Raw genomic sequence first — 25,143 nt, 5'->3', positions numbered from 1 at the left:
TACATTCTAAAGTTTTAATTTGTTATGTTAAGTATCGACCCAAAAAAAATATCAACTCAAAAATTACACAGTTATTTATTAGGCGCAATTGCACCAAGACCTATTGCTTTTGCAAGCACTATTGATGCTGATGGAAATCCTAATTTATCGCCATTTTCGTTTTTTAATGTGTTTGGCGCAAACCCACCAATTTTAATTTTTTCTCCAGCAAGAAGAGTTAGAGATAATACTACAAAGCATACTTTAGAAAATGCTTTGATAACCAAAGAAGTAGTAATTAATGTTGTAAATTATGCTATTGTGCAACAAATGTCTTTGAGTAGTTCAGAATATCCTAAGGGTATAAATGAATTCGAAAAAGCAGGTTTTACAATGTTAACTTCAGATAAAATAAAACCTTTTAGGGTGGCAGAATCTCCTGTGCAATTTGAGTGTAAAGTAAATGATGTAATTTTTACAGGTGATAAAGGAGGTGCAGGAAATTTAATAGTTTGCGAGGTTGTAAAAGTGCATATTTCTGAAGATGTTTTAGATGAAAATGGAAGTATAGATCAACATAAAATTGATTTGGTAGCAAGAGCAGGAGGTAGTTATTATTCAAGAGCAAGAGATGGTTTTTTTGAAATTCCGAAACCAATCACAACTTTAGGAATTGGGGTAGATGCAATTCCATCAGAAATTAGAAATAGTACTATTTTAACAGGTAATAATTTAGGAATGTTAGGTAATGTAACGCAATTGCCAGATACAGAAACTGTTAATAACTTTGCAAAAGAACATCCGCAATTTATGGGGATAAAAACCACAAAAAAACATACATTTGCTCAAGATTTTTTAAAAAAGAATGATGTAGAAAGTGCTTGGAAAGTGCTTTTAATTAAATAGTTAAGTAAGTATTATGGAAGTTATTGGAAAAATTAAATTAATAGGAGACGTTCAAACATTTGGTGCAAATGGGTTTAGAAAAAGAGATGTAGTAGTTACTACAGATGACCAATATCCGCAAATGATTAGTGTGGAATTTCATCAAGATAAAACAGATTTGTTAAATAACTATTCTGTTGGTCAAGATGTTAAAATTTCAATCAATTTAAGAGGAAGGGAGTGGATTAATCCTCAAGGAGAAGCTAAATATTTTAATTCTATTGTAGGATGGAGAATAGAAAATTTAAGTCAAGCAGCAGCTCCAAGCAATTTGCCTCCTGTAGATCAGTTTCAGCCAGCATCTAATGTTTCAAACGAAGAACCAGACGATTTACCTTTTTAAAATAGAAGTTAGATTTTAGAATCAAAATAAATAAAAAGAGAGAATTCATAATTTGAATTCTCTCTTTTTACTTTTGAATACTGAATACTGAATACTGAATACTGAATACTGAATACTGCTTACTCCTTTTTAGGCATTGGGCCACGTAAATGAATGATTAACCCATTTAAAAAGTTACGCAAAAACTGATCTCCACATTCTACATATTTTGGATGATCTTCTTTTCTGAAAATTGCTCCTAATTCTCCTTTTGTTACTTTAAAATCTACCAAAGCACAGATTTCTATAATATCTGTATCACGTAGTTTATGAGCTACTCTTAATTTTTTAAAAATATCGTTGTTTGTTAATCCCATATTGTAAATCTAATAATTTTAAGTAACTACTTTAAAAATTGCCCAGGCATAAATTGCAAACCTTGCAAAACGAAACAATCCAAAGAAAACAACATTTTTAAATGGGTATTTAATCATACCAGCAGCTAAACATGCAATTGAAAATGGTAAAGGTAATAATGCCCCAACTAAGATTAAAAAACCACCCCATTTTCTGGTGTTTTTTAAATTGGCAGCCATTTTAACTTCTAAATAGTTTTTTACAGCGTCTATTTTTAATGTCATTCTTCCTAAGAAGTAAGAAATTAAACCACCACAATAAGAGAGTGTTGCTAAAAGTGTTAAGTTTAAAATAGGTTCTGCTGTTTTTTTAGACCATGCAATAAATATCTCTGGAGGAATTAACCCCAATAAAGTTTCAGAGATAAAAAAGGTAATTAAAATACCCAATCTAGAAAAGGTTTCTGTAATGGTTTCTAAACCTTCATTAATATCGTACACATATCTATTAAACAAAAACAAACCAACCACCACTAAAACAATGGGTAAAAAAGCTTTTTTTACACTTTCCCAAACAAATACATAAAAACCAGTTCTACCATAATAATTATGGAGTCTTTTGCCTATGAATGCTGTGTTTTTCTTTCTTTTTTTATGCTTTTTTTTCAAGAAGAATTTTTTTAGTAAGGTTGCAAAAATAAGCACTTCTAAATTAATAAAGTTAAAATTGAACTTAGATTAACGCTTTTTTATGAAATTTGTAAATTTATACCAAAGAAAAAGCATGGTTTGGCTTACAGAAAAAATAGAATTTCCTCCTTATAATTTTACTACCAAAGATGGCATTATTGCTTTGGGTGGCGATTTAAGTGAAGAAAGGCTTATTTGTGCCTATAAAAATGGAATTTTTCCTTGGTACTCAGAAGATGAACCAATTGTTTGGTATTGCCCACATAAAAGAATGGTTTTGTTTGCTGATGATTTAAAAATTTCTAAATCGATGCGAAAAATCATCAACAAAAATGAGTTTATAATTACAGAAAACACAGCTTTTAAAGAAGTAATTTATAACTGCAAAAATATTGATAGAAAAGATGGTTTTGGTACTTGGATTACTGATGATATGGAGCAAGCCTATATTAACTTACACAAAAAAGGAATTGCAAAGTCTATTGAGGTTTGGAGACCTTTTGACTACGCTCAAAGTGACAAAAAAATGGAATTGGTAGGTGGTTTGTATGGTTTAGAAATAAACAATATTTTTTGTGGAGAAAGCATGTTTAGTAAAGTTTCTAATGCTTCAAAAATGGCGTTTATTCATTTGGTTAAAAACAAAAATTACAAATTAATAGATTGCCAAGTGTATAATGAGCATTTGGCAAGTTTAGGAGCTAAAGAAATAGGAAGAGGTTTGTTTTTGGAGATTTTGAAAAATTAATTTAACACTGTCCAAGATTTTGTGTAAATAGAATTTAAGAGGGTTTAACTTATTTAGAGTTGAACCCTTTTTTAAAAAAAAAATAAAAATTGATAGAGCGTCTACTAATATTTTCTATTCAAAAAAACAGCTTATTTCTTCAATTTTTTTTCTATTTAGTTTAGGTACAAAAACTTTTTCTTGGGCATAACCTACTGGAAATAATATGTAAGCTCTTTCATTAGAGGGTCTTCCAAGTATTTTTGCTAAAAAATTCATTGGACTTGGGGTATGTGTTAGTGTAACCAATCCTGCGTTTTGAACTGCAGATATAAACATACCACAGGCTATACCAACAGATTCGTTTACATAATAGTTGTTGTGTTTTGTTCCATCTTTATCAAACTCATAAACTTTTTTAAAAGCAATAACAACCCATGGTGCAGTTTCTATAAATGGCTTATGCATATCTGTTCCTAAATGGGCAAGATCTTTTTTCCAGCGCTCACTCATGCGACTTTCATAGCCTAACTTTTCTTCTGCTTCAGCAGCTTCTCTTATTTTTGACTTTAATTCTGAATTAGAGATAGCACAAAAAGTCCAAGGTTGCTTGTGTGCACCAGAAGGCGCTGTTGAAGCTGATAGTATTAGGTTTTCAATAATTTCTTTTGGAACAGGTTTGTCAGAAAATTCTCTAACAGAGCGTCTATTATTTAACCAATCGTAATACGATTTGCTACGGTTTATCATTTCTTCTACTGGATAGTTTGCAGGTTTATAAAATACATGCTCATATCCTTTAACTATTGATGTTTCTTTTTTATTCATGATTCCAATTATTTGGGTCGTTGCTATTATTTGGTGAGAGGCCAATGATATCTCCTTTGGTGTCTACTCCTAAACCAACAACTGTTCTATTTACGTAATTAAAGTAACTTGCTACTTGATTAATTTCAAGTATTTCTCCGTCAGAAAAACCTTTTTGTCTTAATAAATTAATATGTTCTTCTACTATATTGTTATGATTTAAAGTTAATTCTCTTGCATAATGACACCCAGCAAGATACTTGTCTTCAAAAATATTTTCTAGATTGTCATCAATAACAGCTTGTTTAAATTTTTCTGATACAGCATCATTATCATATATTCTTTTAAAGCCTGCAAAGTGATGTTCAAAACAATAATCACAATTGTTAAGATGGCTTACATAAACTCCAATTGCCTCTAAATACCATTTGGGTAGTGTGTTATTTGAATTATGTAAAACATTTTTATACAGTGTCATGTGACCTATTAAAGAATGTGGTCTTAAACTATGAACTAATAAAATATTGTCAACATTATTATTTGGGCCTTTTACTCGATCATAAATTTTCTTTAATCGAGATTCAGCATTTTCGTAATTTATTATTTTTATCCAACTCATTTGTTTTCTAACTAATAAATAAGGTTAATGTTGTAGCAAGTTTTAATTGGTAATTTAAAACTGTGACAACGAAATTAGCGTTTTTAAAGTTTAGAAACAAACCAAACCAAAAACAACCACTCTCAAAAGAAAATGGTTGTTTAAACAAAGTTTAGGTTGATGTTATATTTTTCGTAAGTAAATATCTCCGCTAATGGTGTTTAATTTTAAATAAGCAGTTCCTTTTTTAATAGTGGCAACTATTTTAGAACCATAAGTTCTTTTCTTTTTGTTTTGATTAAAATCAATATCTAAATCAGAATAAATACCTCCTGTTAAAGTTTTAGCTTCAAATTTTGCATCAGAAATAAAAATATCTATATCACCACTAATGGTTTTTAATCGCATATCTTTTGAGTGTTTTTTTACGGTAATATTTCCGCTAATTAAATCTAAATTTAAAATTCCTGCATAGTCTTCTGCTGTAACACTTCCAGAAATACTTTTTATTTTTAGTTCCATTTTTTTAGGAACATAAATTACGTAGTTTACAATATTACTGTGTTTATGACTGTGGCAATCATCATCGTCTTTTTTATTGTCTTTATCATCTTCTTTATTATCTTCTTTATGAGAATGTTTATGACTGTAATAGCTTCTGTATTTCTTAAAATAATCTCCATAATCAGATTTTACTTTGTAAGTATTACCAATTTTATCGGCTTTTAAAGAGAAATAATCATTGTATTTATTGTCATCTATGTTAACAGTTGCTTCTACTGCTATTTCATTTTTACTCCAGTTTTTTACAATAATATTATTTGCAAACTTTAAATTTACATATACATCTTCTATACCATTTGCTTTGGTGTTTTCTGTTACTTTTTTTTGTGCTGCTAGGTTGTTAAAAGTCAATAACAATCCTATGAATAAGAGAAATCTTTTCATTTTTTAGTATTTTTTAATTGTGTGAATTAGTGTGTTTTTGATGTCTGTTCGAGCGCAGTCGAGAGTTATTTAATTGAGATAATTATATTATATCTCGACTGCGCTCGATAAGACAATTTTACTTTTTACGTAAATAAATGTTTCCCATAGAAGATCTAATAAGAATTTTTACACCTCCGTTGTTTAGTTTACTTACAATGCTTTTTCTGCCACTAACATTTTTTAAACCTTTTTTTGCAGGTACCTCAAAATCGAAATTGGTATACACAGTGCCTTGTGTTCTTAATTCTAAATCTGCTTTTGTATTTCCAGGTAAAGCAACATCTATTTCAGAAACAGAAGTTCTAATTGTTATTGGCGATTTCTGACTTACGGTATTAAAATCGATATCTACTTTACCAACATTGGCATTAACAGTTATTGGTCCTGTAACATTTTTCATTTTAATTTTACCAACATTTGCAGAAGCTTCCACTTCACCAGTAAAACCATCTATGTCTATAGAACCTAAATTACCAGCATCAACAGAAAAATTCATATTTTTTGGTAAGGTTATTTTTATACCATGTCTTTGGTGCATAGATTTTAAATCTGATACATATAACACATTTCCTTCTTTTATAACTGAAAACCCAAACCCATCTGTATTGTCTTTTCCTCCAGGATAAATGGCTGTTAGCCCTTTTCTTTTGTCTTCTTTTTTAGCATCTTCTTTATGCCAATGATTACGATTGTTTCTTTTGTGATTGCCATTATTGTCTTCTATTACTAACTGATTTGCGTTACTAGATGTTAAAACAATTCTAGAATCGCTACTTAAAACGACTTTGTTAATACCAGTTAAAGAGTATTTAAAATCTTTTTTTTGTGCGGAAGCAATTGTGCTAACTAATAATATAAGTGCTACTATTTTTTTCATAATTTCTAGGTGTTTTGTTTATAATAAATTAGGTAAATTAATTTTTATTTCTTGTTTAATAAAATCTGGAGTTTCTTCGTTATCGAGTATGTTTTCCATTGGTTTAATAGCTCTTTTTTCTTGAATTTTGGCTAAAATTTGAATTAAATCTATTTGTACAGATGTGTTTTTATCTGTTACCAAAGCTTTAATTAGAGCGTCTCTAACAATTATTTCTTTCGAAAATTTAGACAAAGCTTCTGCAGAAGCAGAACGTACGTTTGCGTTTTTATCAAATAATAATCGGTTAATTAAGGCTTCAATAATTTTAGAATCGTCTTTTGTAAACTCTTCTGCATTGGTAACTGCTAAAATTCGTTTGCTTGCAGAATTGTTTTCTAACATAGCTAACACTTCTTGTTTATTTTCTTCTTTAGCATTGGCAATTTTTGTAATTGTAGACTGGTGTTTTCCAAATAAAAATGCACTAATAATAATGGCAACACTTGCTGCTACTTTTAAAAATGATTTCCAATCTTGTTTTGGCTGTAATTGCACAACTTTTGGTTTGCTGTTTTCAATTTCTTGCGCCAACATTTTTTCGAAACTTGTTTTTAATTTAGTAGATGGAATTTCCAAATCATTTTTATTTAAAATTGATAAAAATGATTTGATTTCTTCCAATTCTTTTTGACAAGCATCACAGTTTTTTAAGTGCTTTTTTACTTCAGAATTTGCAACTTCTGGTAAATCACCTTCAATAAATTGTGATAATTTTTCTTGTATTTCGTTACATTTTGTCATACTGCTGTTTGAAAATAGATTTCTTTTAACTTTTTTAATGCTCTATGCACTTTTACTTTTACAGCATTTTCATTGCTGCCTACAATTTGAGCAATTTGCTCGTATTTAATTTCTTGAAAACGATGCATCACAATCAATTCTCTATCAGAATTAGATAGCTTTAACAATGCTTTCTGTAAATGATCTAACTCTTCTTGTCTACTGTCAGAAACTGTAGTTTCATTAGTTTTAAGTGTATCATCATCAATAACATTAGAACGTTCTTTTTTTGTTTTTTGATAATGAGTTGAAAATATATTGCGAGCAATTGTATATATCCAAGCTGCAAAATTTCCGTTTTTGTAAGAAGTTTTATACTTTATAACTTTTAAAAAAACATCTTGAGTTAAATCTTCACTAACCATTTTATTTTGAACCATTTTATTGAAAAAATTATAAATCCGTACATGATACCTGTCAAATAGAATCGATAACAATTCTAATTTGCCATTGGCAATTTGTAACATGAGTTCTTCGTCAGTTAAATGTTTCAAGGTTGGTTTTTGGTTAGTTTCTATTCTTAAAACCATCAATTTACAAAAAGGTTACATTTTTAATTTAAAAAAGTATAGAAATAAAAAAATCCCAAGCTATTGCTTGGGATTTGGAAAGATATAAATTGTGAAATTTATTTTTTCTTAGCTAATAAATCTCTAATTTGTTCTAATAATTCTTCTTGACTTGGTCCTTTTGGAGCTTCTGGAGCTGGTTCTTCTTTCTTTTTAGTGGCATTTACACCTTTTACAATTAAGAACATTACAAAAGCAACAATAATAAAATCCAATACGTTTGTTAAGAAATCTCCATATAAAACTGCAACTTCACCAACTACTTTTCCTGCATCATCTGCAACCCCTTCTTTAACAACCCATTTTAAATCTTTAAAGTCTGTGTTAAAAATTAATCCGATTAACGGAGAAACAATTCCTCCTGTAAAAGAAGTAACAACTTGTTTAAAAGCTGCACCCATAACAAAACCTACTGCAATATCTACAAGGTTTCCCTTCATTGCAAAGTCTTTAAATTCTTTAAGCATTCCCATTATTAATTGATTTTTATTAGTTATACTAAAAACAAATGTAGTAAAAAAATTATTGTTTTAACACTTTCTTAACACGTTGCGAAATAGCAGTTAGCGTTTCATAAGGAATAGTTTCTGATGCATTAGCAATATGTTGAATCATATTTTGGGTGTTAAAAATAATGACTTCATCACCTTCTTTACAATCAATTTTAGTTACGTTTACCATAATCATATCCATACAAACATTGCCAATAATGGGTGCTTTTTGATTGTTGATGATTACATACCCTTTTTTATTTCCTAATTTTCTTGACAAACCATCTGCATGACCTACAGGAATCGTAGCAGATTTTGTAGGCTTTTTAGCTACAAAAGCTCTGTTGTAACCTACAGTTTCTCCAGGTTCTATTAAATGAATTTGAGAAATAATCGATTTTAAATTATGCGTGTTTTTAAGTTGTGCAGTTTCTTTTTCATCATTTCCAAAACCATATAAGCCAATCCCTACTCTTACCATATCAAATTCAGCTTTGGCATAATTTACAACTCCAGAAGTATTTAAAATATGTAGCATAGGTTCGTAACCTAAATGTTTATAAAATTGTTGAGCGATGTAAGCGAAGTTATTTATTTGATTAATGGTAAATTCTTGCTCTTCTAAATCTTCACTAGCTGCTAAATGAGAAAATAAAGATTGCACTTTTACGTGATTGGTTTCTTTTAAACTACTAATAATTTTAGGAATATCTGTATGCCAAAAACCCAATCTATTTAACCCTGTATTAAATTTTATATGAATTGGGTAATTCATTAACGGAATTTCATCAGCTAATTTTAAAAAAGCATTAAATATTTTAAAATTGTACAGGTTAGGTTCTAATCTATAATCTATAATCGATTGTAAGTTAGGTATTTGAGGATGCAACACTAAAATTTGTGATTTAATACCTGCTTCTCTCAAAGCAATTCCTTCAACTGCATAAGCAACAGCAAAATAATCTACTTTATCTGCTAAAAATTTAGCAATTTGTACACTATCACTTCCATAACCAAAAGCTTTAACTACTGCCAAAATTTTAGTTTTAGGCTGTAATTTTTGTTTGAAATAATTTAGGTTGTGCAATAATGCACTTGAATCGATTTCTAAAACTGTAACGTTATTATTCATCTATTCTTAAGGTGTTTCAGAATCTTTTAAAATAGATTCAGTATTTTTTTGAGATTTCTCGACTGCGCTCGAAATGACATTGTTTTTTTCTTTTTGTTGATTTTTTAAAGCTTTGTAGTAAGCAGCTCTACTTAAAGGTTCGTATTCTTGGGTTTCGCCTAATAAAACCAAATCATCATTTTGTGCTTTTCTAAAACTATAATGTGCTAAGTTTCCTGTATGTGTACAAACTGCATGAACTTTTGTAACATATTCTGCAGTTGCCATTAATGCTGGCATTGGCCCAAATGGGTTTCCTTTAAAATCCATATCTAAACCAGCTACAATAACTCGAATTCCTCTGTTTGCCAAATCGTTACAAACTGCCACAATTTCATCATCAAAAAACTGTGCTTCATCAATACCAACAACATCAACATCATTTGCTAGCAACCTAATGTTAGATGCAACAGGAACAGGTGTAGACCTAATTCTATTGTCATTATGAGAAACTACTTCTTCTTCATCATAACGAACATCTACAGCAGGTTTAAAAATTTCTACACGTTGTTTTGCAAATTGTGCACGTTTTAAACGTCTAATAAGTTCTTCTGTTTTCCCAGAAAACATAGAGCCGCAAATTACTTCAATCCAACCAAATTGTTCTGTATGATTTACTGTATTTTCAAGAAACATTTTGTAATTTTAGGCGTTTTAGAATGAGATTTAATATTATGTTGAGTTTCAACAAATTTATGAATATTTACGAGTAAAAAATAAAATCAACTTACAACTTATGCACAAAAGATTAGAAAACGATTTAATAAGCCTTGCACACAGCATCTTAAAAATGAAGAATAAAAATGATGTTTTTGCTTTAAAAGAAAAATCGAAAGCCATTTATGAGAAATTATCTTTGTTGGCATTTGTTGAAGAATATATAAATACAACTCCTAATGCATCAGAAACAAAAGAAGAATTAATTACAGAAGTTGAAAAAGCATTAGAATTAAAAGAAATGAAAGATGAGGTTGAAGTCATTTCTGAAGATGATGAAAAAGTGGTGTACCAATTAGAAGAACAGAAAGAAGCTGTAAAACCTGTACCTGAAGTAGAAGAAATTATAGAGCAACCTTTTGATGCTATAGAAGATTTGATGTTTACACCAGAAGTTAGCACCAATAACGATAAAAGTGATGTAGTTAGGGTAGAAGAAAATAAAAATTTATCTTTAGAAGAAGAGTTACAAGATATTATTTCTGTTGATGAGATTGCAGATATATTTGATACACCTGTAGCTGCAAAATCATTAAATGATAAATTGTCTACAAACATTCAAATTGGTTTAAATGACAGAATTGCTTTTGTTAAAAATTTGTTTGATGGTAGTCAAGAAGATTTTAATAGGGTTGTTTCTCAATTAAACACTTATAATTCTGAAAAAGAAGCAAAAAAGTTTATTAAAAATATGGTAAAACCAGATTACGATTGGTCTAGTCAAGAAGAATTAGAAACTCGTTTTATGGAGATTGTAGAGCGTAAATTTGCCTAAGTTTGGTACTTGTAAAAATACGTATACTTGTCATTTCGACTTTATGGAGAAATCTTTTTAAACTTTTAAACAATTTCGCAGAAACTTGAAGCCTATTTTAATTCATACACATTTTCATAAACGTAGAACTGGAGTAACCAGAAGTATTGAAAATGTACTTCCTTTTTTTGAAGAAAATTATGAGACTTATATTTATGGAAATACTGTAAAAGGAACCAACATTTCTTTTACGAATTTAAAAAAAATACTTTTTTCAAAGAGAGAAGTTGTTGTGCATTGTCATAGAAATAACGAAATTATTAGAATGCTTGTTTTTAGGGCTTTAGGCGCAAAGTTTACCTTGATTGCCACACGTCATGCAGAATCACAACCATCTCATCTTACCTTAAAATTATTAAAAAGTGCAGACAAAGTAGTTACGCTTATAAAATCTATGAGCAATAATTTGGGAATAGAAAACACAATTGTTGGTCATGGAGTAAATGTTGATACATTTGTTCCTAATGAAAATATCTCTTTAAAAAATATTTCGCAAGAAAACATCATTTTATGTGCAGGAAGAGTTAGAAAAGCAAAAGGACAAACTGTATTGTTAGAAGCTTCTAAAATTTTAAAAGAAAACAAAAATTGGGCATTGGTAATTGTTGGTAAGGTTGATAAACCTGCTTTTTTAGAAGAATTAAAAACAATTGCAAAAAAACATTCTATAGAAAACCAAGTGTATTTTATAGATGAAACTTCGGATATTGTTTCCTATTATCAAGCTTCAAAAATTGCAGTAGTTCCGAGTTTTTCTGAAGGGTTTTCTTTAGTAACTGCAGAAGCCATGGCTTGTGGATGTTCTGTAATTGCGACTAAAAATGTGGGAGTGCATTCTTCATTAATTAATCATTCTAAAAATGGATATTTATTTGAAGCAGGAAATGTAGTTGAGTTAGAAATGATGCTTCAACAAAAAATAAAAGGAGAATTACCATTATTAGGAACTCAAGCAAGAGAAGAAATTATAAAAAATTGGAGTGCAGAAACTGAGGCTCAAAATTTAATGAAATTATACAAATCCTAATTGAATTTGCCATTTCTATTTTTAAAAGAATAACAGAGTACTTTAAAAGAAGTATTTTATAATTTATAAATTCGTGGCAACTTTTTAACCAATCTTCTGTTTTAACTCCTCAACAACTTTTTTGCTATTTCCAATAAAAATTTCGTTATTAACGATAAAAACAGGGCGTTTTAAAAATGTGTATTCATCTAGTAAATACTGTCTATAATCGGCTTCAGAAAGATTCTGATTTTTCAAATCCATAGATTTATACAATTTTGCACGCTTGTTAAACAATGCTTCATAACTCCCAGAAAGTTCATACATTTCTTCTAGTTGAGCAACTGTAATATTGTTGGCTTTTATTTCCTGACGCTCAAAACCTTCTGTATTTACTTCTTTTAGAATTCTTCTACAGGTATCACAAGTTTGTAAAAAATAGACTTTCTTCATTTTTAATAAATTATATTTACATCAAAATTACATATTAATATTACAAATAAAAACTATGAAACAAACAATTGTTCTAATTGCTTTTTTGGTATTAAGTTTTAGGCTTTCTGCTCAAACTAAATTTTTGAAAGATATTTCTGAAACTCAAAAAAACTCAGAAAAAATTTCAAACTTATTCAAAGAAAATAAAATTTCTTCTGCATTTAGTTATTTAAAGCCTTATTGGCCTTTACCAAACAATGAAATGGAAGCTTTACAAGAAAAAACAATAAAATATATAAATATTATCGAAAATAGATTTGGTAAATCTATAGGTTTTTTAAAGGTAAAAAATGAAACAATATCTAATTTTGCAATTCGAGAAACTTATATTGTACAGTATAATAAAAGTGCAATTCGTTTAATATTTACATATTATAAAAATAATAAAGGGTGGATTATAAATGCTTTCAAGTGGGATGATTCATTTGAAGAAGAATTTAAATAGAAATAAAAAATGAAAGTACAATTTGATATTTTAAAAAAATCGAGACAACTTGTTTTAAAAGAATTAGATGGGTTGTCTTTAGAACAAATTCATAAAATTCCAGAAGGATTTAAAAACAACATAGCTTGGAATGTGGCACATTTGGTTGTAACTCAGCAACTATTGCATTATAAATTATCAGGTTTAAATTGTTTGTGTCCAGACGATTTAATTGAGGCGCACAGAAAAGGAACATCGCCAACAAAAACTTTTACAGAAGAAGAGTTTGAAGAAGTAAAAGATTTGTTAATTGGTTTGCCAGATACTTTAGAAGAAGATTTTAATGCAGGGATTTTTGAGTCTTATAATGAATACCCAACAAGTACAGGTTTTGTGTTAAGTTCTATAGAAAATGCGATTCCGTTTAACAATTTTCATGAAGGGATACATTATGGAATTATAAGATCTATTAAAAAGTTTTTATAAAATTTAAGCATTAAATGAATTTTGATAAAGAAGTATTTTTTAGCAAATGTTTGGCTAGTTTAGACCAAAAACCAAATGAGCAAAACATGTTTAATGCATTTTTAAAATTGTATCCAGAAGTATGGAAACAGCAAAAAATTACTTTTTCTAAATTTAATAGAAGCAAACAGTTTGGTAGAACCATTCCTTTGCCAAAACCAGAAGTTTCTTTAAGAAAAGAAATTCGTGTTTGGTTAACAAAACAAGAATAGTTTATTAAAGGCAAATGCTACAAAAATTCTCAAATCATATACATGCTACTTTTCCTTTTTTAAAGGATAAAAAATTGTTGGTAGCTATTTCTGGAGGAGTAGATTCTGTGGTTTTAACACAACTTTTATTAAAACTAAATTTTACAATTTCTTTAGCACATTGCAACTTTAAATTAAGAGACCAAGAAAGTGATTTAGATGAAATGTTTGTAAAAAAAATAGGAGAAAAGTTGAACTTAGAAGTATTTACAACTCACTTTAAAACTATAGAGTTTGCAAAAAAAAACAAGCAATCTACCCAAATTGCAGCAAGAAACTTACGTTATTCTTGGTTTAAAGAAATTGTAGAAAAACACAATTTCGATTTTATTTTAACAGCACATCATGCAGATGATAATTTAGAAACTTTTTTAATTAATTTAACAAGAGGTACAGGTTTAGAGGGGTTAACAGGTATTCCTGAAATAAATAAAAACGTTGTTCGTCCGCTTTTAAAATTTTCTAGAGAAGAAATTGTAGATTTCGCAAAAAAGAATAACATCAATTGGAGAGAAGATCAAAGCAATGCTTCTACAAAATATATCAGGAATAAAATTAGGCATCAAATAGTGCCTATTTTAAAAGAAATAAACCCTAGTTTATTAGATAGTTTTAGTAATACTGCAAAGCATTTACAAGAAAGTGAACAGGTTGTAAAAGATAGAGTTGCACAGCTTTCTAAAAAAATTATTTCAAAAGAAGTAGATGTTTTAAAACTAAACATTGCAGAAATTTTAAAACTATCAAACCCTAAACCTTATGTATATCAACTTTTAAAGGATTATCATTTTACAGAATGGGAAGATGTCTATGGTTTATTAAATGCACAATCTGGGAAACAAGTTTTTTCTAAAACACACGTACTTTTAAAAGATAGAGAGTTTTTAATTCTATCTAAAAGAGATTTTTCAAATCCGCTCAAAATAACTTTTGAAATTAAAGAAAGTACCTCAGAAATCACACAACCTATTCATTTAAAGTTAGAAGAAGTACATAAAAAATCAACAGAAAATAAACAAACGATTTATGTTGATAAAAATGCTTTGGTTTTTCCTTTAAAGTTAAGAAAATGGGAAAATGGCGATTTTTTCTATCCTAAAGGAATGTCTGGAAAAAAGAAACTTAGCAAGTATTTTAAAGACGAAAAATTATCACTTTTAGAAAAACAAAATACATGGTTGCTTTGCAACGATAACAAAACGATTATTTGGGTAGTTGGTTTGCGTCAAGACAATAGATTTACAGCAAAAGAACAATCAACATCAATCTTAAAAATTTCAATATAAAACAATTACAAAAGGTTTTGTATCTTTAAAAAATTAAATTAACACTATAATTATGAAGAAAATTTGGGTTTTAATAGCAATCATTGCATTGGCATCTTGTGTACCAGAAAAAAAAGTAGATTATGCAATTGTTTCAGGAAAAATTACTGAGGCAAAATCAAATAAATTAACTTTTTACAATCAATTTAATCCTGGTGAGAAAAGCGAAGTTGTTTTAGATGAAAATGGTTCTTTTACAGATACCATTCATATTAAAAACGGTAATAAATATTATTTTTGGCAAGACAGAAATACAGTAAAATTATATTTAAATAAAGGAGATCAAATTCAAATTAACTATAATGCAAAGAAATTAGACTCTACATTTTCTATTTCTGGAAATGGAAGCAGCATAAACAATTACTTGCAAAAGAAAAAAAGCATTAAAAAAGAAAGTTCTAAAGAACTTTATTCTAAAACAGAAGCAGATTTTTTAGCAGCTTTAGCAAAGAGAAAAACAGCACAGGAAAACTTGTTAAAAGAGACAGATGGTATTTCAGATAACTTCAAAGCAGACGAATTAAGAAACATAAATTATGAGTATTTAAGTACATTGTCTGATTATGAATTTGCACATAGGTACTATGCAAAAGATAAAGGTTTTAATGCATCTGAAGGTTTTTTTGATGAATTAAATGCTGTAGAATTAGAAAATGAAAAAGACTTTTTATCATCTTCTAACTACAGAAGAATTGTTTCGAGTTTGCATAGAAAAGAAGCTAATAAAATTATAGAAAAAGACTCTATAGCTAGAGACATTGCTTATTTACAAACCGTAGCAAATATAAAAAATGACATTATTAGAAATAAACTGTTGTATGATGATGCTCAATTCGGAATTACGTACACAGAAAATTTAGAAGATTATTATGCTATTTTTTCTAAAAACTCTACAAACGAGGCTAATAATAAAATTATAGCAAAAGATTACAAAAAATTAAAAGCGTTGGCAGCAGGAAACCCTTCTCCTAAATTTAATGGATATGAAAACAATGCAGGAGGAGAAATGTCTTTAGACGATTTAAAAGGAAAATACGTTTATGTAGATGTTTGGGCAACTTGGTGTGGACCTTGTATTGCAGAAATACCTTCTTTAAAGAAAGTAGAAAAAGATTTTCATGATAAAAATATAGAATTTGTAAGCATTTCTATTGATAGAATAAAAGATCATGAAAAATGGAAAAAAATGATTGTAGACAAAGAGTTAGGAGGTACACAACTATTTGCAGATAATAACTGGGAATCTAACTTTGTAAAAAATTATATGATAAAAGGAATTCCGCGTTTTATTTTAATAGACCCTCAAGGAAATATTGTCAATGCAAATGCACCAAGACCTTCTGATAAAAAGTTGGTAGAAAAACTAAAATCGTTAAAATTATAAACAGTTTATTTTAAGTATATACAAACCTTCAGTTTTACACTGAAGGTTTTTTGGTTTAAATAAAAACAAAATCAATAAACTATGATAAAAAATAAACATTCAATCAAAAAACACTAAAATTTATATCGTTTTCGTAAATAATAGAGCGATTATTGATAAAAAAGTAGGCTTTGTCATTTGAGTTTTTCGTAATTTTATTCCGTAAAATCAAAGAAAAATGAGCAGTTTACCTAAGTTAGAAAGATTTAATGAAAATGTGTTGTCTAAATATCAAATTTACAACAGTATTTTTACAACACTACCTTTTGACACCATAGATGATACAGGAGTTTTATTGCCACTTTTACATAAGGTTTGTGACAAAGGTTTTCAATTAGAAAAAAATCCTACAGAAATTGTAGATCATTTTTTTAAAAAATATCAAGAAAACCCTACAGAAAAAGAGAAAACAGATTTGTTGTTTCGTTTTATTCAGTTTATAGAACGCCAAGTTGTATTGTTTGATGCTATTGAAGATGCAGCATTTCCTGTAGTAAATAATATGGATGGTTTTGGAACCCTAAGAAGCTCTAAAGAATCTGCTACATTAAGTAATAAAAAAGCAGCGTTAAAAGCATATTTAGAAGATTTTAAAGTACGAGTTGTACTTACAGCTCACCCAACACAATTTTATCCAGGCACAGTTTTAGGTATAATTACAGACTTAGATAAAGCCATACAAAATGATGATTTACTATTGATAAAAAAATTGTTGGCACAATTAGGTAAAACACCTTTTTACAAAAAAGAAAAACCATCTCCTTTTGATGAAGCTGTGAGTTTGGTTTGGTATTTAGAAAACGTTTTTTATCATTCTGTACCTAAAATTTACAATTACATTCAGCATCATATTTATGATGGGAAACCAATAGAAAATGAAATTATAGACCTTGGTTTTTGGCCTGGAGGAGATAGAGATGGAAATCCTTTTGTAACTACAAAAATAACATTAGATGTTGCAGAAAGATTACGTCAAACTATTTTAAGAAGCTATTATAGAGATGTAAGACGTTTAAAAAGACGTTTTACTTTTGATGGGGTACAAGAAATTTTGGCGAGAGTAGAAAAAAGGCTGTATAAACACGTTGTAAGAAGCTATGTTAAAGTCAATTTCTCTCAAAAAATTCTTTTAGAAGAATTGTATGCAGCAAGAGAAATTATTGTAGAAAAACACCAATCTTTATTTGTAGAAGAATTAAACGATTTTATAAATAAAGTAAGAATTTTTGGGTTTCATTTTGCAACTTTAGATATAAGACAAGACAGTAGAGTACATCATCAAGCATTTGTACAAATTGTAAAAGATTTACAAAAATCGGGAGATCAAACTTTTCCAGAAAACTATTTAAGTTTATCCGAAAAAGAGCAAATTAAAATTCTTGCAGAAGTAAAAGGGAGTATAAATCCAGAAATTTTAACAGACGAAGTTTCTGTAAAAACAATCGAATCTATTTATGCGTTAAAACAAATTCAACAAAGAAATGGAGAGCGTGGTGCAAATCGTTACATAATTAGCAACAACCAAACTGCATTAAATGTGATGGAAACTTTTGCAATGCTAAATTTATGTGGGTTTGAAAACGAGCTTTCTGTAGATGTAATTCCGCTTTTTGAAACTGTAGAAGACTTGATAAATTCTGAGGATGTAATGCGTACTTTGTATTCTAATAAAACCTACAGATACCATTTGTCTAAAAGAAAAAACAAACAAACCATTATGTTAGGTTTTTCTGATGGAACAAAAGATGGTGGTTATTTAATGGCAAATTGGGGTATTTTTAAAGCAAAAGAAGCCTTAACAAGAGTATCTAGAGAGTTTGATATAGAAGTTATTTTCTTTGATGGAAGAGGAGGACCACCTGCAAGAGGAGGAGGAAAAACGCACCAATTTTATGCTTCATTAGGGCCTACAATAGAAGATAAAGAAATTCAGTTAACTATTCAAGGTCAGACTATTAGTTCAAATTTTGGCACTTTAAACTCCTCTCAGTATAACTTAGAGCAACTATTAAGTTCTGGTATTAAAAATGATATTTTCAATAAAGATCAATTAAATAATAAGCATAGAGAGTTGATGAATGATATGGCTGATACAAGTTATCAAACCTATGTAGACTTTAAAAATCATCCAAAATTTTTACCGTATTTAGAAAAAATGAGTACGTTAAAATACTACGCAAAAACAAATATAGGAAGTAGACCTAGTAAACGTTCAAATTCTGATACTCTAGACTTTTCTGCTTTAAGAGCCATTCCTTTTGTAGGTAGTTGGAGTCAGTTAAAACAAAACGTACCAGGTTTCTTTGGAGTTGGTACAGCACTAAAAAAATATGAAGATGCAGGTAAATTTGATGAAGTTGTAGACTTTTACAACAACTCAGATTTTTTTAGAACACTATTAGAAAATAGTATGATGAGTTTAACAAAATCTTTCTTTGGTTTAACTGCATATATGGCAGATGATGAAGAGTTTGGAGAGTTTTGGAAACTAATTTTTGAAGAATACAAAACCACAAAAAGGTTGTTGTTAAAATTAACTGGACATTCTGAACTGATGGAAAACTTTCCTGTAGGCAAAGCATCTATAGAAATGAGAGAGCAAATTGTATTGCCTTTGTTAACCATACAACAGTATGCATTAAAGAAGATTCAAGAACTTCAAAAATCTGGTGGAAGTATTAAAGAAATTGAAGTGTATGAAAAAATGGTGATGCGTTCTTTATTTGGAAATATTAATGCAAGTAGAAATTCTGCTTAAATAATATTTTACAGGTATTAAAAAAATCTTTACTTTTAAAGAAAAAAATGCTAGTAAAAGTCTATGGATCTGCAGTTTTTGGTATAGAAGCCACCACAATTACGGTTGAAGTTAATATTGATAAAGGAATAGGCTATCATTTGGTAGGTTTACCAGATAAAGCTGTAAGTGAAAGTTCTTATCGAATTTCTGCTGCATTGAATAATAATTCCTATAAACTTCCTGGGAAAAAAATTATTATAAATATGGCACCTGCAGATATTAGAAAAGAAGGTGCTGCTTACGATTTAACTTTGGCTGTCGGAATTTTAGCTGCTTCAAATCAAATTAAATCAGAAAATATTGATGACTATGTTATTATGGGAGAACTTTCTTTAGATGGAAGTTTGCAACCCATAAGAGGTGCTTTGCCAATTGCCATAAAAGCCAGAGAAGAAGGTTTCAAATATTTAATTCTGCCTAAAGAAAATGCCAAAGAAGCTGCTATTGTAGACAATTTAGAAATCTTAGGTGTTGATAATATTATGGAAGTCATCCATCATTTTAATGATGACAAAAAAATAGAGCCGACAATTGTAGATACAAGAGCTGAGTTTTATAAAAATATCGATTTTCCAGAGTTTGATTTTTCTGATGTAAAAGGACAAGAATCTATAAAAAGATGTATGGAAATTGCAGCAGCTGGTGGTCATAATATCATTTTAATTGGCCCTCCAGGATCTGGAAAAACCATGTTAGCTAAGAGACTACCAAGTATTCTGCCTCCAATGACTTTACATGAAGCTTTAGAAACTACAAAAATTCATTCTGTAGTGGGTAAAACTAAAAATGAAGGATTGCTGTATCAACGTCCATTTCGAAGTCCACATCACACTATCTCAAATGTTGCACTAGTTGGAGGTGGACAATATCCGAAACCTGGAGAAATCTCTTTATCACATAATGGTGTTTTATTTTTAGATGAATTACCAGAATTTAAAAGAGAAGTTTTAGAAGTTATGCGTCAACCTTTAGAAGATAGAGATGTTACCATTTCTAGAGCTAAGTTCACTGTAACTTATCCTTGTAGTTTTATGTTAGTGGCAAGTATGAATCCTAGTCCATCAGGTTTTTTTAATGATCCAAATTCTCCTATGACATCTTCTCCACAGGAAATGCAACGTTATTTAAGTAAAATTTCTGGTCCACTTTTAGACAGAATAGATATTCATATTGAGGTTACTCCTGTGCCTTTTGAAAAATTATCTGAAGAACGAAAAGGAGAATCATCAGTAATAATTAGAAAACGAGTAACAGCTGCAAGAGAAATACAATCAGAACGATTTAAAGATTTTGAAAACGTGCATTACAATGCACAAATGAGTGTAAAACAAATTCGTGAATTTTGTAAATTATCTCCAGAAAGTTTATCACTCTTAAAAACTGCTATGGAAAAACTAAATCTTTCTGCAAGGGCTTATGACCGTATTTTAAAAGTTTCTAGAACTATTGCAGATTTGGCAAATGAACCAACTATTTCTCCAGATCATATTGCAGAAGCTATACAATACAGAAGTTTAGATAGAGAGGGTTGGTTGGGGTAATTTTTTTATATTTGTCGGCTATGAAAAAACTCTTACCTCTAATCGTAATTTTGACTTTTGCTTTAAGTGTAAATTCACAAATTACGTTATCTCATAATGTTGGAAATACTCCAATAAAAACAAATTGGGAATCATGCGAAGATGAAGAATATTGGGCAAGAGTTTTTAATTTAGAAGATTTTGGAATTTCTACTTCAGAGCAATTTGTTATTAGATCTGCTCAAACTGCAATAAGCAATGCTTACAATGGAGCAATAATAAGTATTGGAGTGATTGGTATTGATGAAAATTTCCCTAGCTCTAATCAGAAATATTTGGGTGGTGTTACTATAACTACAACAGAAATAGGAGACATTCCAGAAAAAGTTAGTATTGACTTTAAAACTCCTATAGTTGTTCCGTCGAAATTTAAAAAAATACTAGTTGTTGTTTCCCAAATTGATGATATTTATAATCCTAATTATAAAAAAGCACTAATTGCAGGCACATTACAAGATAATGATGTTTCTTGGTTTAGCGGTTGTAGAAAACATTACACATATATAACTACAGATAAACTAGATGTATCTAAACCTAATGCTAATTTTTTTATCAATGTTACTGGAGAAAAAAGAAGTATGTTTAATTCAGGAGATAATATTTATTTAACTCATAATAACACAGATAATCTTATAAAAACTACTATGCCATCCTGTAAAGGAGGTTCAATGTCTTGGTCTAGAAAATTTAATTTATCTGAGTTTGGTATCTCTGAAAATGAAGAATTTATCATTAATATAGGTGATATTGGAATATTAGGTGCTGGTTGGTTAGCTAATGTAACCTTTAATATTTATGCAGTTGATGAAAATTTTCCTGACTCTTTTTCTGAAACAGATTTAATTGGCAGTAGCCAAAAAACTGTAATTCCTGCATTTTCTTGGAATTCTGAAAGCTCGAGAATATATTCAATTGATTTTGAAAACCCAATAACAGTTCCTGCTGATGTAAAATTCATTTTAGTAGAAGTTCAAAGAGGCATTGAATATGGAGATGGTCTTCTATTTGTATCTGGGACAGCAAATGATAAAAATGAGTCTTGGTTTAGAGGTAATTGTCCTTATAATACAAATGGAAGCTTTGAGAAAATGTCAAACCTAACAACTAATGGAAATGGGATAAATTTTTACGTAACTGTTAGAGGAACTAAAAAAACAATACTCCCTTTCGAAATAACAAATGACAATACTTGTTCTAATTTTTCAAATAACTTTAGTTTAACAAATCAATCAGAAATTAAATCTGTAGTTTGGAATTTTGATGATCCAAATTCTGGTGCTAATAATACATCAAATCAAATAGATGTAAATCATCAATTTACAAGTGCAGGAATTTATAATGTAACAGCAATAGTTACTCATATAGACAATACCATTTATACGATACCTAAAGAGGTTGAAATTTTTAAAGCTCCAAATATTAACACTTCAGTCTCTTTAAAACAATGTGATAATAGCGATATTGATGGTTTTAGTTTTTTTAATTTAAATGAAGTAAAAGAAAAAATTATATCAAACCCAGAAGATTATACCATTACCTTTTACGAAGAAAAAGTTGAAGCGGAAAATAAAGGAACAGCAATTACCAATATCACAAAATATAAAAACGAAAATGTAAGTATCGATAAAATTTGGGCAAGAGTAGAAAACAGCAATGGATGTTTCAGAGTTAGTGAAGTTGATTTGTTTGTTTCTACAACAGAAATTCCTTTGAATTTTTCAAAATCGTTTTACGAATGCGATGATGGTATTAACTTAGCAGATGGTATAGCTACTTTTGACTTTAGTAGCATAAGCAACGATATTATAAACCTTTTTCCTGCAAATCAACAATTAGAAATCACTTATTATAAAAATGAAAATGATGCATTAGCAGAGGAAAATAAAATTACTAACATTTCAAATTATCAAAATACAGACTCACCAAATCAAGAAACTATTTATATAAGAGTTGATAGCAAAGTTGACAACTCTTGTCTTGGTTTAGGTGCTCACATTACTTTAAATGTAGAAAAAGTTCCTGTTGCAAACCCTGTAACTGTAAACCCAGAATGCGATAATGATAGAGATGGCTTCTTTTCTTTTGACACCTCCACAATTCAAAATACAATTATAGGTTCTCAAACCAATGTGGAAGTAACATATTTTGATGAAAGTGGTGTTCAACTTTCAAGCCCACTACCAAATCCTTTTATAACAGCTTCCCAAAAAATTAAAGCAGTTATAAAAAATACAATTTCACAGAATAAAGATGGCAAATGCTCTGATGAAACTTTTATAGAATTTATAGTTAATTCTGTGCCAATTGCAAATACAATTGCGACTCAAGAAGAATGTGATACAAATTTTGACGGTATTTTTGCTTTTGATACATCAACTATAGAAAGCACCATTTTAGGAACTCAAACAGGACTGATTGTAAAGTATTTTGATGAAAATAATGTGGCTTTACCAAGTCCATTACCAAATCCTTTTAACACATCAACACAAACCATTAGAGTTCGCGTAGAGAATCCTATTTACGATGTTTGTTATGAAGAAACAACCATAGATTTTATTGTAAGAGAAAAACCAGCAGTAAGTGTTATAGATGAAGATATTATCTGTATGACCAACAATCCTCAATTGCAAATTGGTGTAGAAAATCCCAATGTAAACTATACTTATACTTGGAGAGATGAAAACAATATGATTGTTGGTAATACAGCTAATACAACCATTTTTAAAGGAGGAAAATATACAGTTATTGCAACTTCTGTTTATGGCTGCGATTCTGATGAAGCAAGTATAACTATAAAAGAATCTTCAAAATCGACTATTAATATTAATGATATTAATGTTCAAGATGATTCTGATAACAATTTTATAAAAATAGATACTTCAAATTTAGGTTTAGGAGATTATGAGTTTAGATTGTTAGATGAAAATTCGAACATTTTAATTGATTATCAAAATAATCCAAATTTTGAAAATCTTAAAGGTGGCAATTACACCATAGAAGTCAATGACAAAGATGGTTGTGGAAGTTTACTTTTTGAAGTTTCTTTAATAAGTTTTCCAACATTTTTTACTCCAAATGGAGACAATAACAACGATTACTGGCAAATAAAAGGAATTGACAAAGGCTTTTATAAAAGTGGAGAAGTAAGTGTTTTTGATAGATTTGGAAAACCAATAGCAAAATTTACAATCAACAGTTTAGGTTGGGATGGCACTTACAATGGAAAAATATTAGCATCTAATGATTTTTGGTTTCGAGTAGTTTTAATCGGCCAAAATAATAAGGTAAAAATAAGAACAGGTAATTTTAGTTTAATTAGATAATCTATTACACTTAAAAACGTCTATACTTTTATAAAAATCTTTTTCTTAAACATTAAATATTCTAATCCTAAATAAAATAAGACTACAGATAATGCATATAAGAGCGAAGAAAACTGCTCTGAAAAAAAAGATTGTACAAATAAATTTTGATATATATAGCTATGAAGATTACTATTTTCATTAACTTTAATTAAGTACATACTTTTAGATATAAAACTTGATAAAAAGTAAATTGTAATTGCATTCATGCCAACATACTTAAAAATATTACCAAATTTTAATTTCTTTATATCTTTTAAATAATAAATAACTGCAAGAGTTAAAGTAGCCCAGCCACTAGTAACTAAAACAAAACTACTGCTCCAAATAGCCTTATTTATTGGAAATACAATATCAAAAAGATATCCAGAAATTAAAAGTACAAGAGAAGCTAAAAACAATTTTTTAATTTTTTTAAGACCCTCTAATAATTTACCTATTAAGATACCAGTAATACAAGTTACAATAGAAGGTAATGTACTTAATACACCTTCAGGATCATAATCTGGCTGCCACATGTGTTTTCCTAAAAGATTAAAATCAATATAGTTTGCCCAATTATTTGGAGCTCTATTAAATGTTGGTAATGTTCCATTGGGTAGAGGTATAAAAGCTAAAAACACCCAGTAGCTAATCAATATAAATACTCCTATTCCAAACAAAATTTTCCAATTAAAATTTAAATATAAGATTGAAGAAATAAAAAAAACGATTCCTATTCTTTGTAAAACTCCCAAAAATCGAAGGGTATCAAACTTTTGAATGAAAGGAAAATAAGGTAAGAATAAATTCAAAAAAAGTCCTAAACCTATTAGTTTTAAACTTCTAATAGTTATTTTTTTATAGGTTGATAGGTTGTTTGCACTACTTTTATATGCAAAGTAGATAGAAATTCCTACTATAAAAAGGAAGAATGGAAATATAAAATCGGTTGGTGTTAATCCATGCCATTCTGCATGTAATAAAGGAGCATAAACACTGCCCCAAGTTCCTGGTGTGTTTACCAAAACCATTGCAGTTATTGTAAATCCTCTTAAAACATCAACAGATTCTATTCTTTCTTTTATCAAAATTTGA

Annotated in this window: 26 protein-coding genes; 13 read left to right on the top strand and 13 right to left on the bottom strand. The window is 29.0% G+C overall.

Annotation, left to right across the window (positions count from 1 at the left end; translation table 11 throughout):
• The first annotated feature begins 24 nt into the window (after nt 1-24).
• Nucleotides 25-885 carry a flavin reductase family protein gene (locus tag ACY2RW_RS01970; RefSeq protein ID WP_490121016.1) on the top strand — a complete coding sequence of 287 codons (861 nt, stop codon included), beginning with the start codon at nt 25-27 and terminating at the stop codon, nt 883-885.
• 13 nt (nt 886-898) lie between these two features.
• A complete protein-coding gene (locus ACY2RW_RS01965) occupies nt 899-1,267 on the top strand; it encodes a DUF3127 domain-containing protein (protein ID WP_490121015.1) in 369 nt (122 codons plus the stop codon).
• Nucleotides 1,268-1,386: 119 nt separating this feature from the next.
• On the opposite strand, the gene ACY2RW_RS01960 is transcribed toward ACY2RW_RS01965, so the two are convergent.
• Both ACY2RW_RS01960 and ACY2RW_RS01955 read right to left on the bottom strand, forming a co-directional pair.
• Entirely contained in the window at nt 1,387-1,623 is a 237-nt protein-coding gene (locus tag ACY2RW_RS01960; RefSeq protein WP_490121014.1) for a DUF1456 family protein, read from the bottom strand.
• An 18-nt stretch (nt 1,624-1,641) separates the two neighbouring features.
• Complete coding sequence (locus tag ACY2RW_RS01955) at nt 1,642-2,271, bottom strand: YqaA family protein (RefSeq protein WP_490121013.1); 630 nt, start codon at nt 2,269-2,271, stop codon at nt 1,642-1,644.
• A gap of 115 nt (nt 2,272-2,386) precedes the next feature.
• Between ACY2RW_RS01955 and aat the strand changes: the two genes are divergently transcribed.
• Nucleotides 2,387-3,040, top strand: coding sequence for a leucyl/phenylalanyl-tRNA--protein transferase (gene aat, locus ACY2RW_RS01950; RefSeq protein WP_490121231.1), 654 nt, complete (start codon nt 2,387-2,389; stop codon nt 3,038-3,040).
• 114 nt (nt 3,041-3,154) lie between these two features.
• Here the strand turns inward: aat and ACY2RW_RS01945 are convergent, their stop codons facing one another.
• The 9 genes from ACY2RW_RS01945 to ACY2RW_RS01905 all read right to left on the bottom strand — a co-directional run bounded on the left by ACY2RW_RS01945 (nt 3,155) and on the right by ACY2RW_RS01905 (nt 9,980).
• Entirely contained in the window at nt 3,155-3,847 is a 693-nt protein-coding gene (locus ACY2RW_RS01945) for a nitroreductase family protein (RefSeq protein ID WP_490121012.1), read from the bottom strand.
• Nucleotides 3,840-4,445, bottom strand: coding sequence for a carboxymuconolactone decarboxylase family protein (locus ACY2RW_RS01940; RefSeq protein ID WP_490121011.1), 606 nt, complete (start codon nt 4,443-4,445; stop codon nt 3,840-3,842). The genes ACY2RW_RS01945 and ACY2RW_RS01940 overlap by 8 nt, the downstream gene beginning before the upstream one ends.
• Nucleotides 4,446-4,607: 162 nt before the next feature.
• Complete coding sequence (locus ACY2RW_RS01935; protein WP_490121010.1) at nt 4,608-5,372, bottom strand: DUF4097 family beta strand repeat-containing protein; 765 nt, start codon at nt 5,370-5,372, stop codon at nt 4,608-4,610.
• Nucleotides 5,373-5,490: 118 nt separating this feature from the next.
• The gene (locus tag ACY2RW_RS01930) at nt 5,491-6,291 is read right to left on the bottom strand and encodes a DUF4097 family beta strand repeat-containing protein (protein WP_490121009.1); all 801 of its coding nucleotides are present in this window, start codon (nt 6,289-6,291) and stop codon (nt 5,491-5,493) included.
• Between the two features lie 18 nt (nt 6,292-6,309).
• Nucleotides 6,310-7,074 (bottom strand): zf-HC2 domain-containing protein, encoded by a 765-nt coding sequence (locus ACY2RW_RS01925; protein ID WP_490121008.1) that lies wholly within the window; start codon nt 7,072-7,074, stop codon nt 6,310-6,312.
• Nucleotides 7,071-7,643 (bottom strand): RNA polymerase sigma factor, encoded by a 573-nt coding sequence (locus ACY2RW_RS01920; protein WP_490121007.1) that lies wholly within the window; start codon nt 7,641-7,643, stop codon nt 7,071-7,073. The genes ACY2RW_RS01925 and ACY2RW_RS01920 overlap by 4 nt, the downstream gene beginning before the upstream one ends.
• A gap of 98 nt (nt 7,644-7,741) precedes the next feature.
• Nucleotides 7,742-8,149 carry a large conductance mechanosensitive channel protein MscL gene (gene mscL, locus ACY2RW_RS01915; protein ID WP_490121230.1) on the bottom strand — a complete coding sequence of 136 codons (408 nt, stop codon included), beginning with the start codon at nt 8,147-8,149 and terminating at the stop codon, nt 7,742-7,744.
• A 55-nt stretch (nt 8,150-8,204) separates the two neighbouring features.
• Nucleotides 8,205-9,305, bottom strand: coding sequence for an alanine racemase (gene alr, locus ACY2RW_RS01910; protein WP_490121006.1), 1,101 nt, complete (start codon nt 9,303-9,305; stop codon nt 8,205-8,207).
• Between the two features lie 6 nt (nt 9,306-9,311).
• Nucleotides 9,312-9,980, bottom strand: coding sequence for a thymidine kinase (locus tag ACY2RW_RS01905; RefSeq protein ID WP_490121005.1), 669 nt, complete (start codon nt 9,978-9,980; stop codon nt 9,312-9,314).
• Nucleotides 9,981-10,134: 154 nt separating this feature from the next.
• Between ACY2RW_RS01905 and ACY2RW_RS01900 the strand changes: the two genes are divergently transcribed.
• Together ACY2RW_RS01900 and ACY2RW_RS01895 are read left to right on the top strand one after the other, a co-directional pair.
• Nucleotides 10,135-10,836 carry a DUF8457 domain-containing protein gene (locus ACY2RW_RS01900; RefSeq protein ID WP_490121004.1) on the top strand — a complete coding sequence of 234 codons (702 nt, stop codon included), beginning with the start codon at nt 10,135-10,137 and terminating at the stop codon, nt 10,834-10,836.
• Nucleotides 10,837-10,921: 85 nt separating this feature from the next.
• Nucleotides 10,922-11,902, top strand: a complete 981-nt coding sequence (locus ACY2RW_RS01895; protein WP_490121003.1) for a glycosyltransferase family 4 protein — start codon at nt 10,922-10,924, stop codon at nt 11,900-11,902.
• Nucleotides 11,903-11,986: 84 nt separating this feature from the next.
• On the opposite strand, the gene ACY2RW_RS01890 is transcribed toward ACY2RW_RS01895, so the two are convergent.
• Nucleotides 11,987-12,334, bottom strand: a complete 348-nt coding sequence (locus ACY2RW_RS01890) for an arsenate reductase family protein (protein WP_490121002.1) — start codon at nt 12,332-12,334, stop codon at nt 11,987-11,989.
• 55 nt (nt 12,335-12,389) lie between these two features.
• Between ACY2RW_RS01890 and ACY2RW_RS01885 the strand changes: the two genes are divergently transcribed.
• The 8 genes from ACY2RW_RS01885 (at nt 12,390) to ACY2RW_RS01850 (ending at nt 24,027) form a co-directional block, all read left to right on the top strand.
• Nucleotides 12,390-12,821, top strand: coding sequence for a hypothetical protein (locus ACY2RW_RS01885; protein WP_490121001.1), 432 nt, complete (start codon nt 12,390-12,392; stop codon nt 12,819-12,821).
• A gap of 9 nt (nt 12,822-12,830) precedes the next feature.
• Complete coding sequence (locus ACY2RW_RS01880) at nt 12,831-13,286, top strand: DinB family protein (protein WP_490121000.1); 456 nt, start codon at nt 12,831-12,833, stop codon at nt 13,284-13,286.
• A gap of 14 nt (nt 13,287-13,300) precedes the next feature.
• A complete protein-coding gene (locus tag ACY2RW_RS01875; protein WP_490120999.1) occupies nt 13,301-13,537 on the top strand; it encodes a hypothetical protein in 237 nt (78 codons plus the stop codon).
• Nucleotides 13,538-13,551: 14 nt separating this feature from the next.
• Complete coding sequence (tilS, locus tag ACY2RW_RS01870; protein ID WP_490120998.1) at nt 13,552-14,862, top strand: tRNA lysidine(34) synthetase TilS; 1,311 nt, start codon at nt 13,552-13,554, stop codon at nt 14,860-14,862.
• Between the two features lie 52 nt (nt 14,863-14,914).
• Nucleotides 14,915-16,285 carry a TlpA family protein disulfide reductase gene (locus ACY2RW_RS01865; protein WP_490120997.1) on the top strand — a complete coding sequence of 457 codons (1,371 nt, stop codon included), beginning with the start codon at nt 14,915-14,917 and terminating at the stop codon, nt 16,283-16,285.
• 217 nt (nt 16,286-16,502) lie between these two features.
• Nucleotides 16,503-19,082: a phosphoenolpyruvate carboxylase gene (locus ACY2RW_RS01860; protein WP_490120996.1), complete on the top strand. Its 2,580-nt coding sequence runs from the start codon at nt 16,503-16,505 to the stop codon at nt 19,080-19,082.
• 47 nt (nt 19,083-19,129) lie between these two features.
• Nucleotides 19,130-20,665: a YifB family Mg chelatase-like AAA ATPase gene (locus ACY2RW_RS01855; protein WP_490120995.1), complete on the top strand. Its 1,536-nt coding sequence runs from the start codon at nt 19,130-19,132 to the stop codon at nt 20,663-20,665.
• Between the two features lie 20 nt (nt 20,666-20,685).
• Nucleotides 20,686-24,027: a T9SS type B sorting domain-containing protein gene (locus ACY2RW_RS01850; protein ID WP_490120994.1), complete on the top strand. Its 3,342-nt coding sequence runs from the start codon at nt 20,686-20,688 to the stop codon at nt 24,025-24,027.
• Between the two features lie 20 nt (nt 24,028-24,047).
• Here ACY2RW_RS01850 and ACY2RW_RS01845 read toward each other — a convergent pair whose 3' ends face one another.
• Complete coding sequence (locus ACY2RW_RS01845) at nt 24,048-25,136, bottom strand: acyltransferase family protein (protein ID WP_490120993.1); 1,089 nt, start codon at nt 25,134-25,136, stop codon at nt 24,048-24,050.
• Nucleotides 25,137-25,143 lie beyond the last annotated feature (7 nt).

It is taken from the genome of Polaribacter sp. 2305UL8-11 (assembly GCF_058147165.1).
Note: the sequence above shows the minus strand (reverse complement) of the source record. Positions and strands in the feature narration are given on the sequence as shown.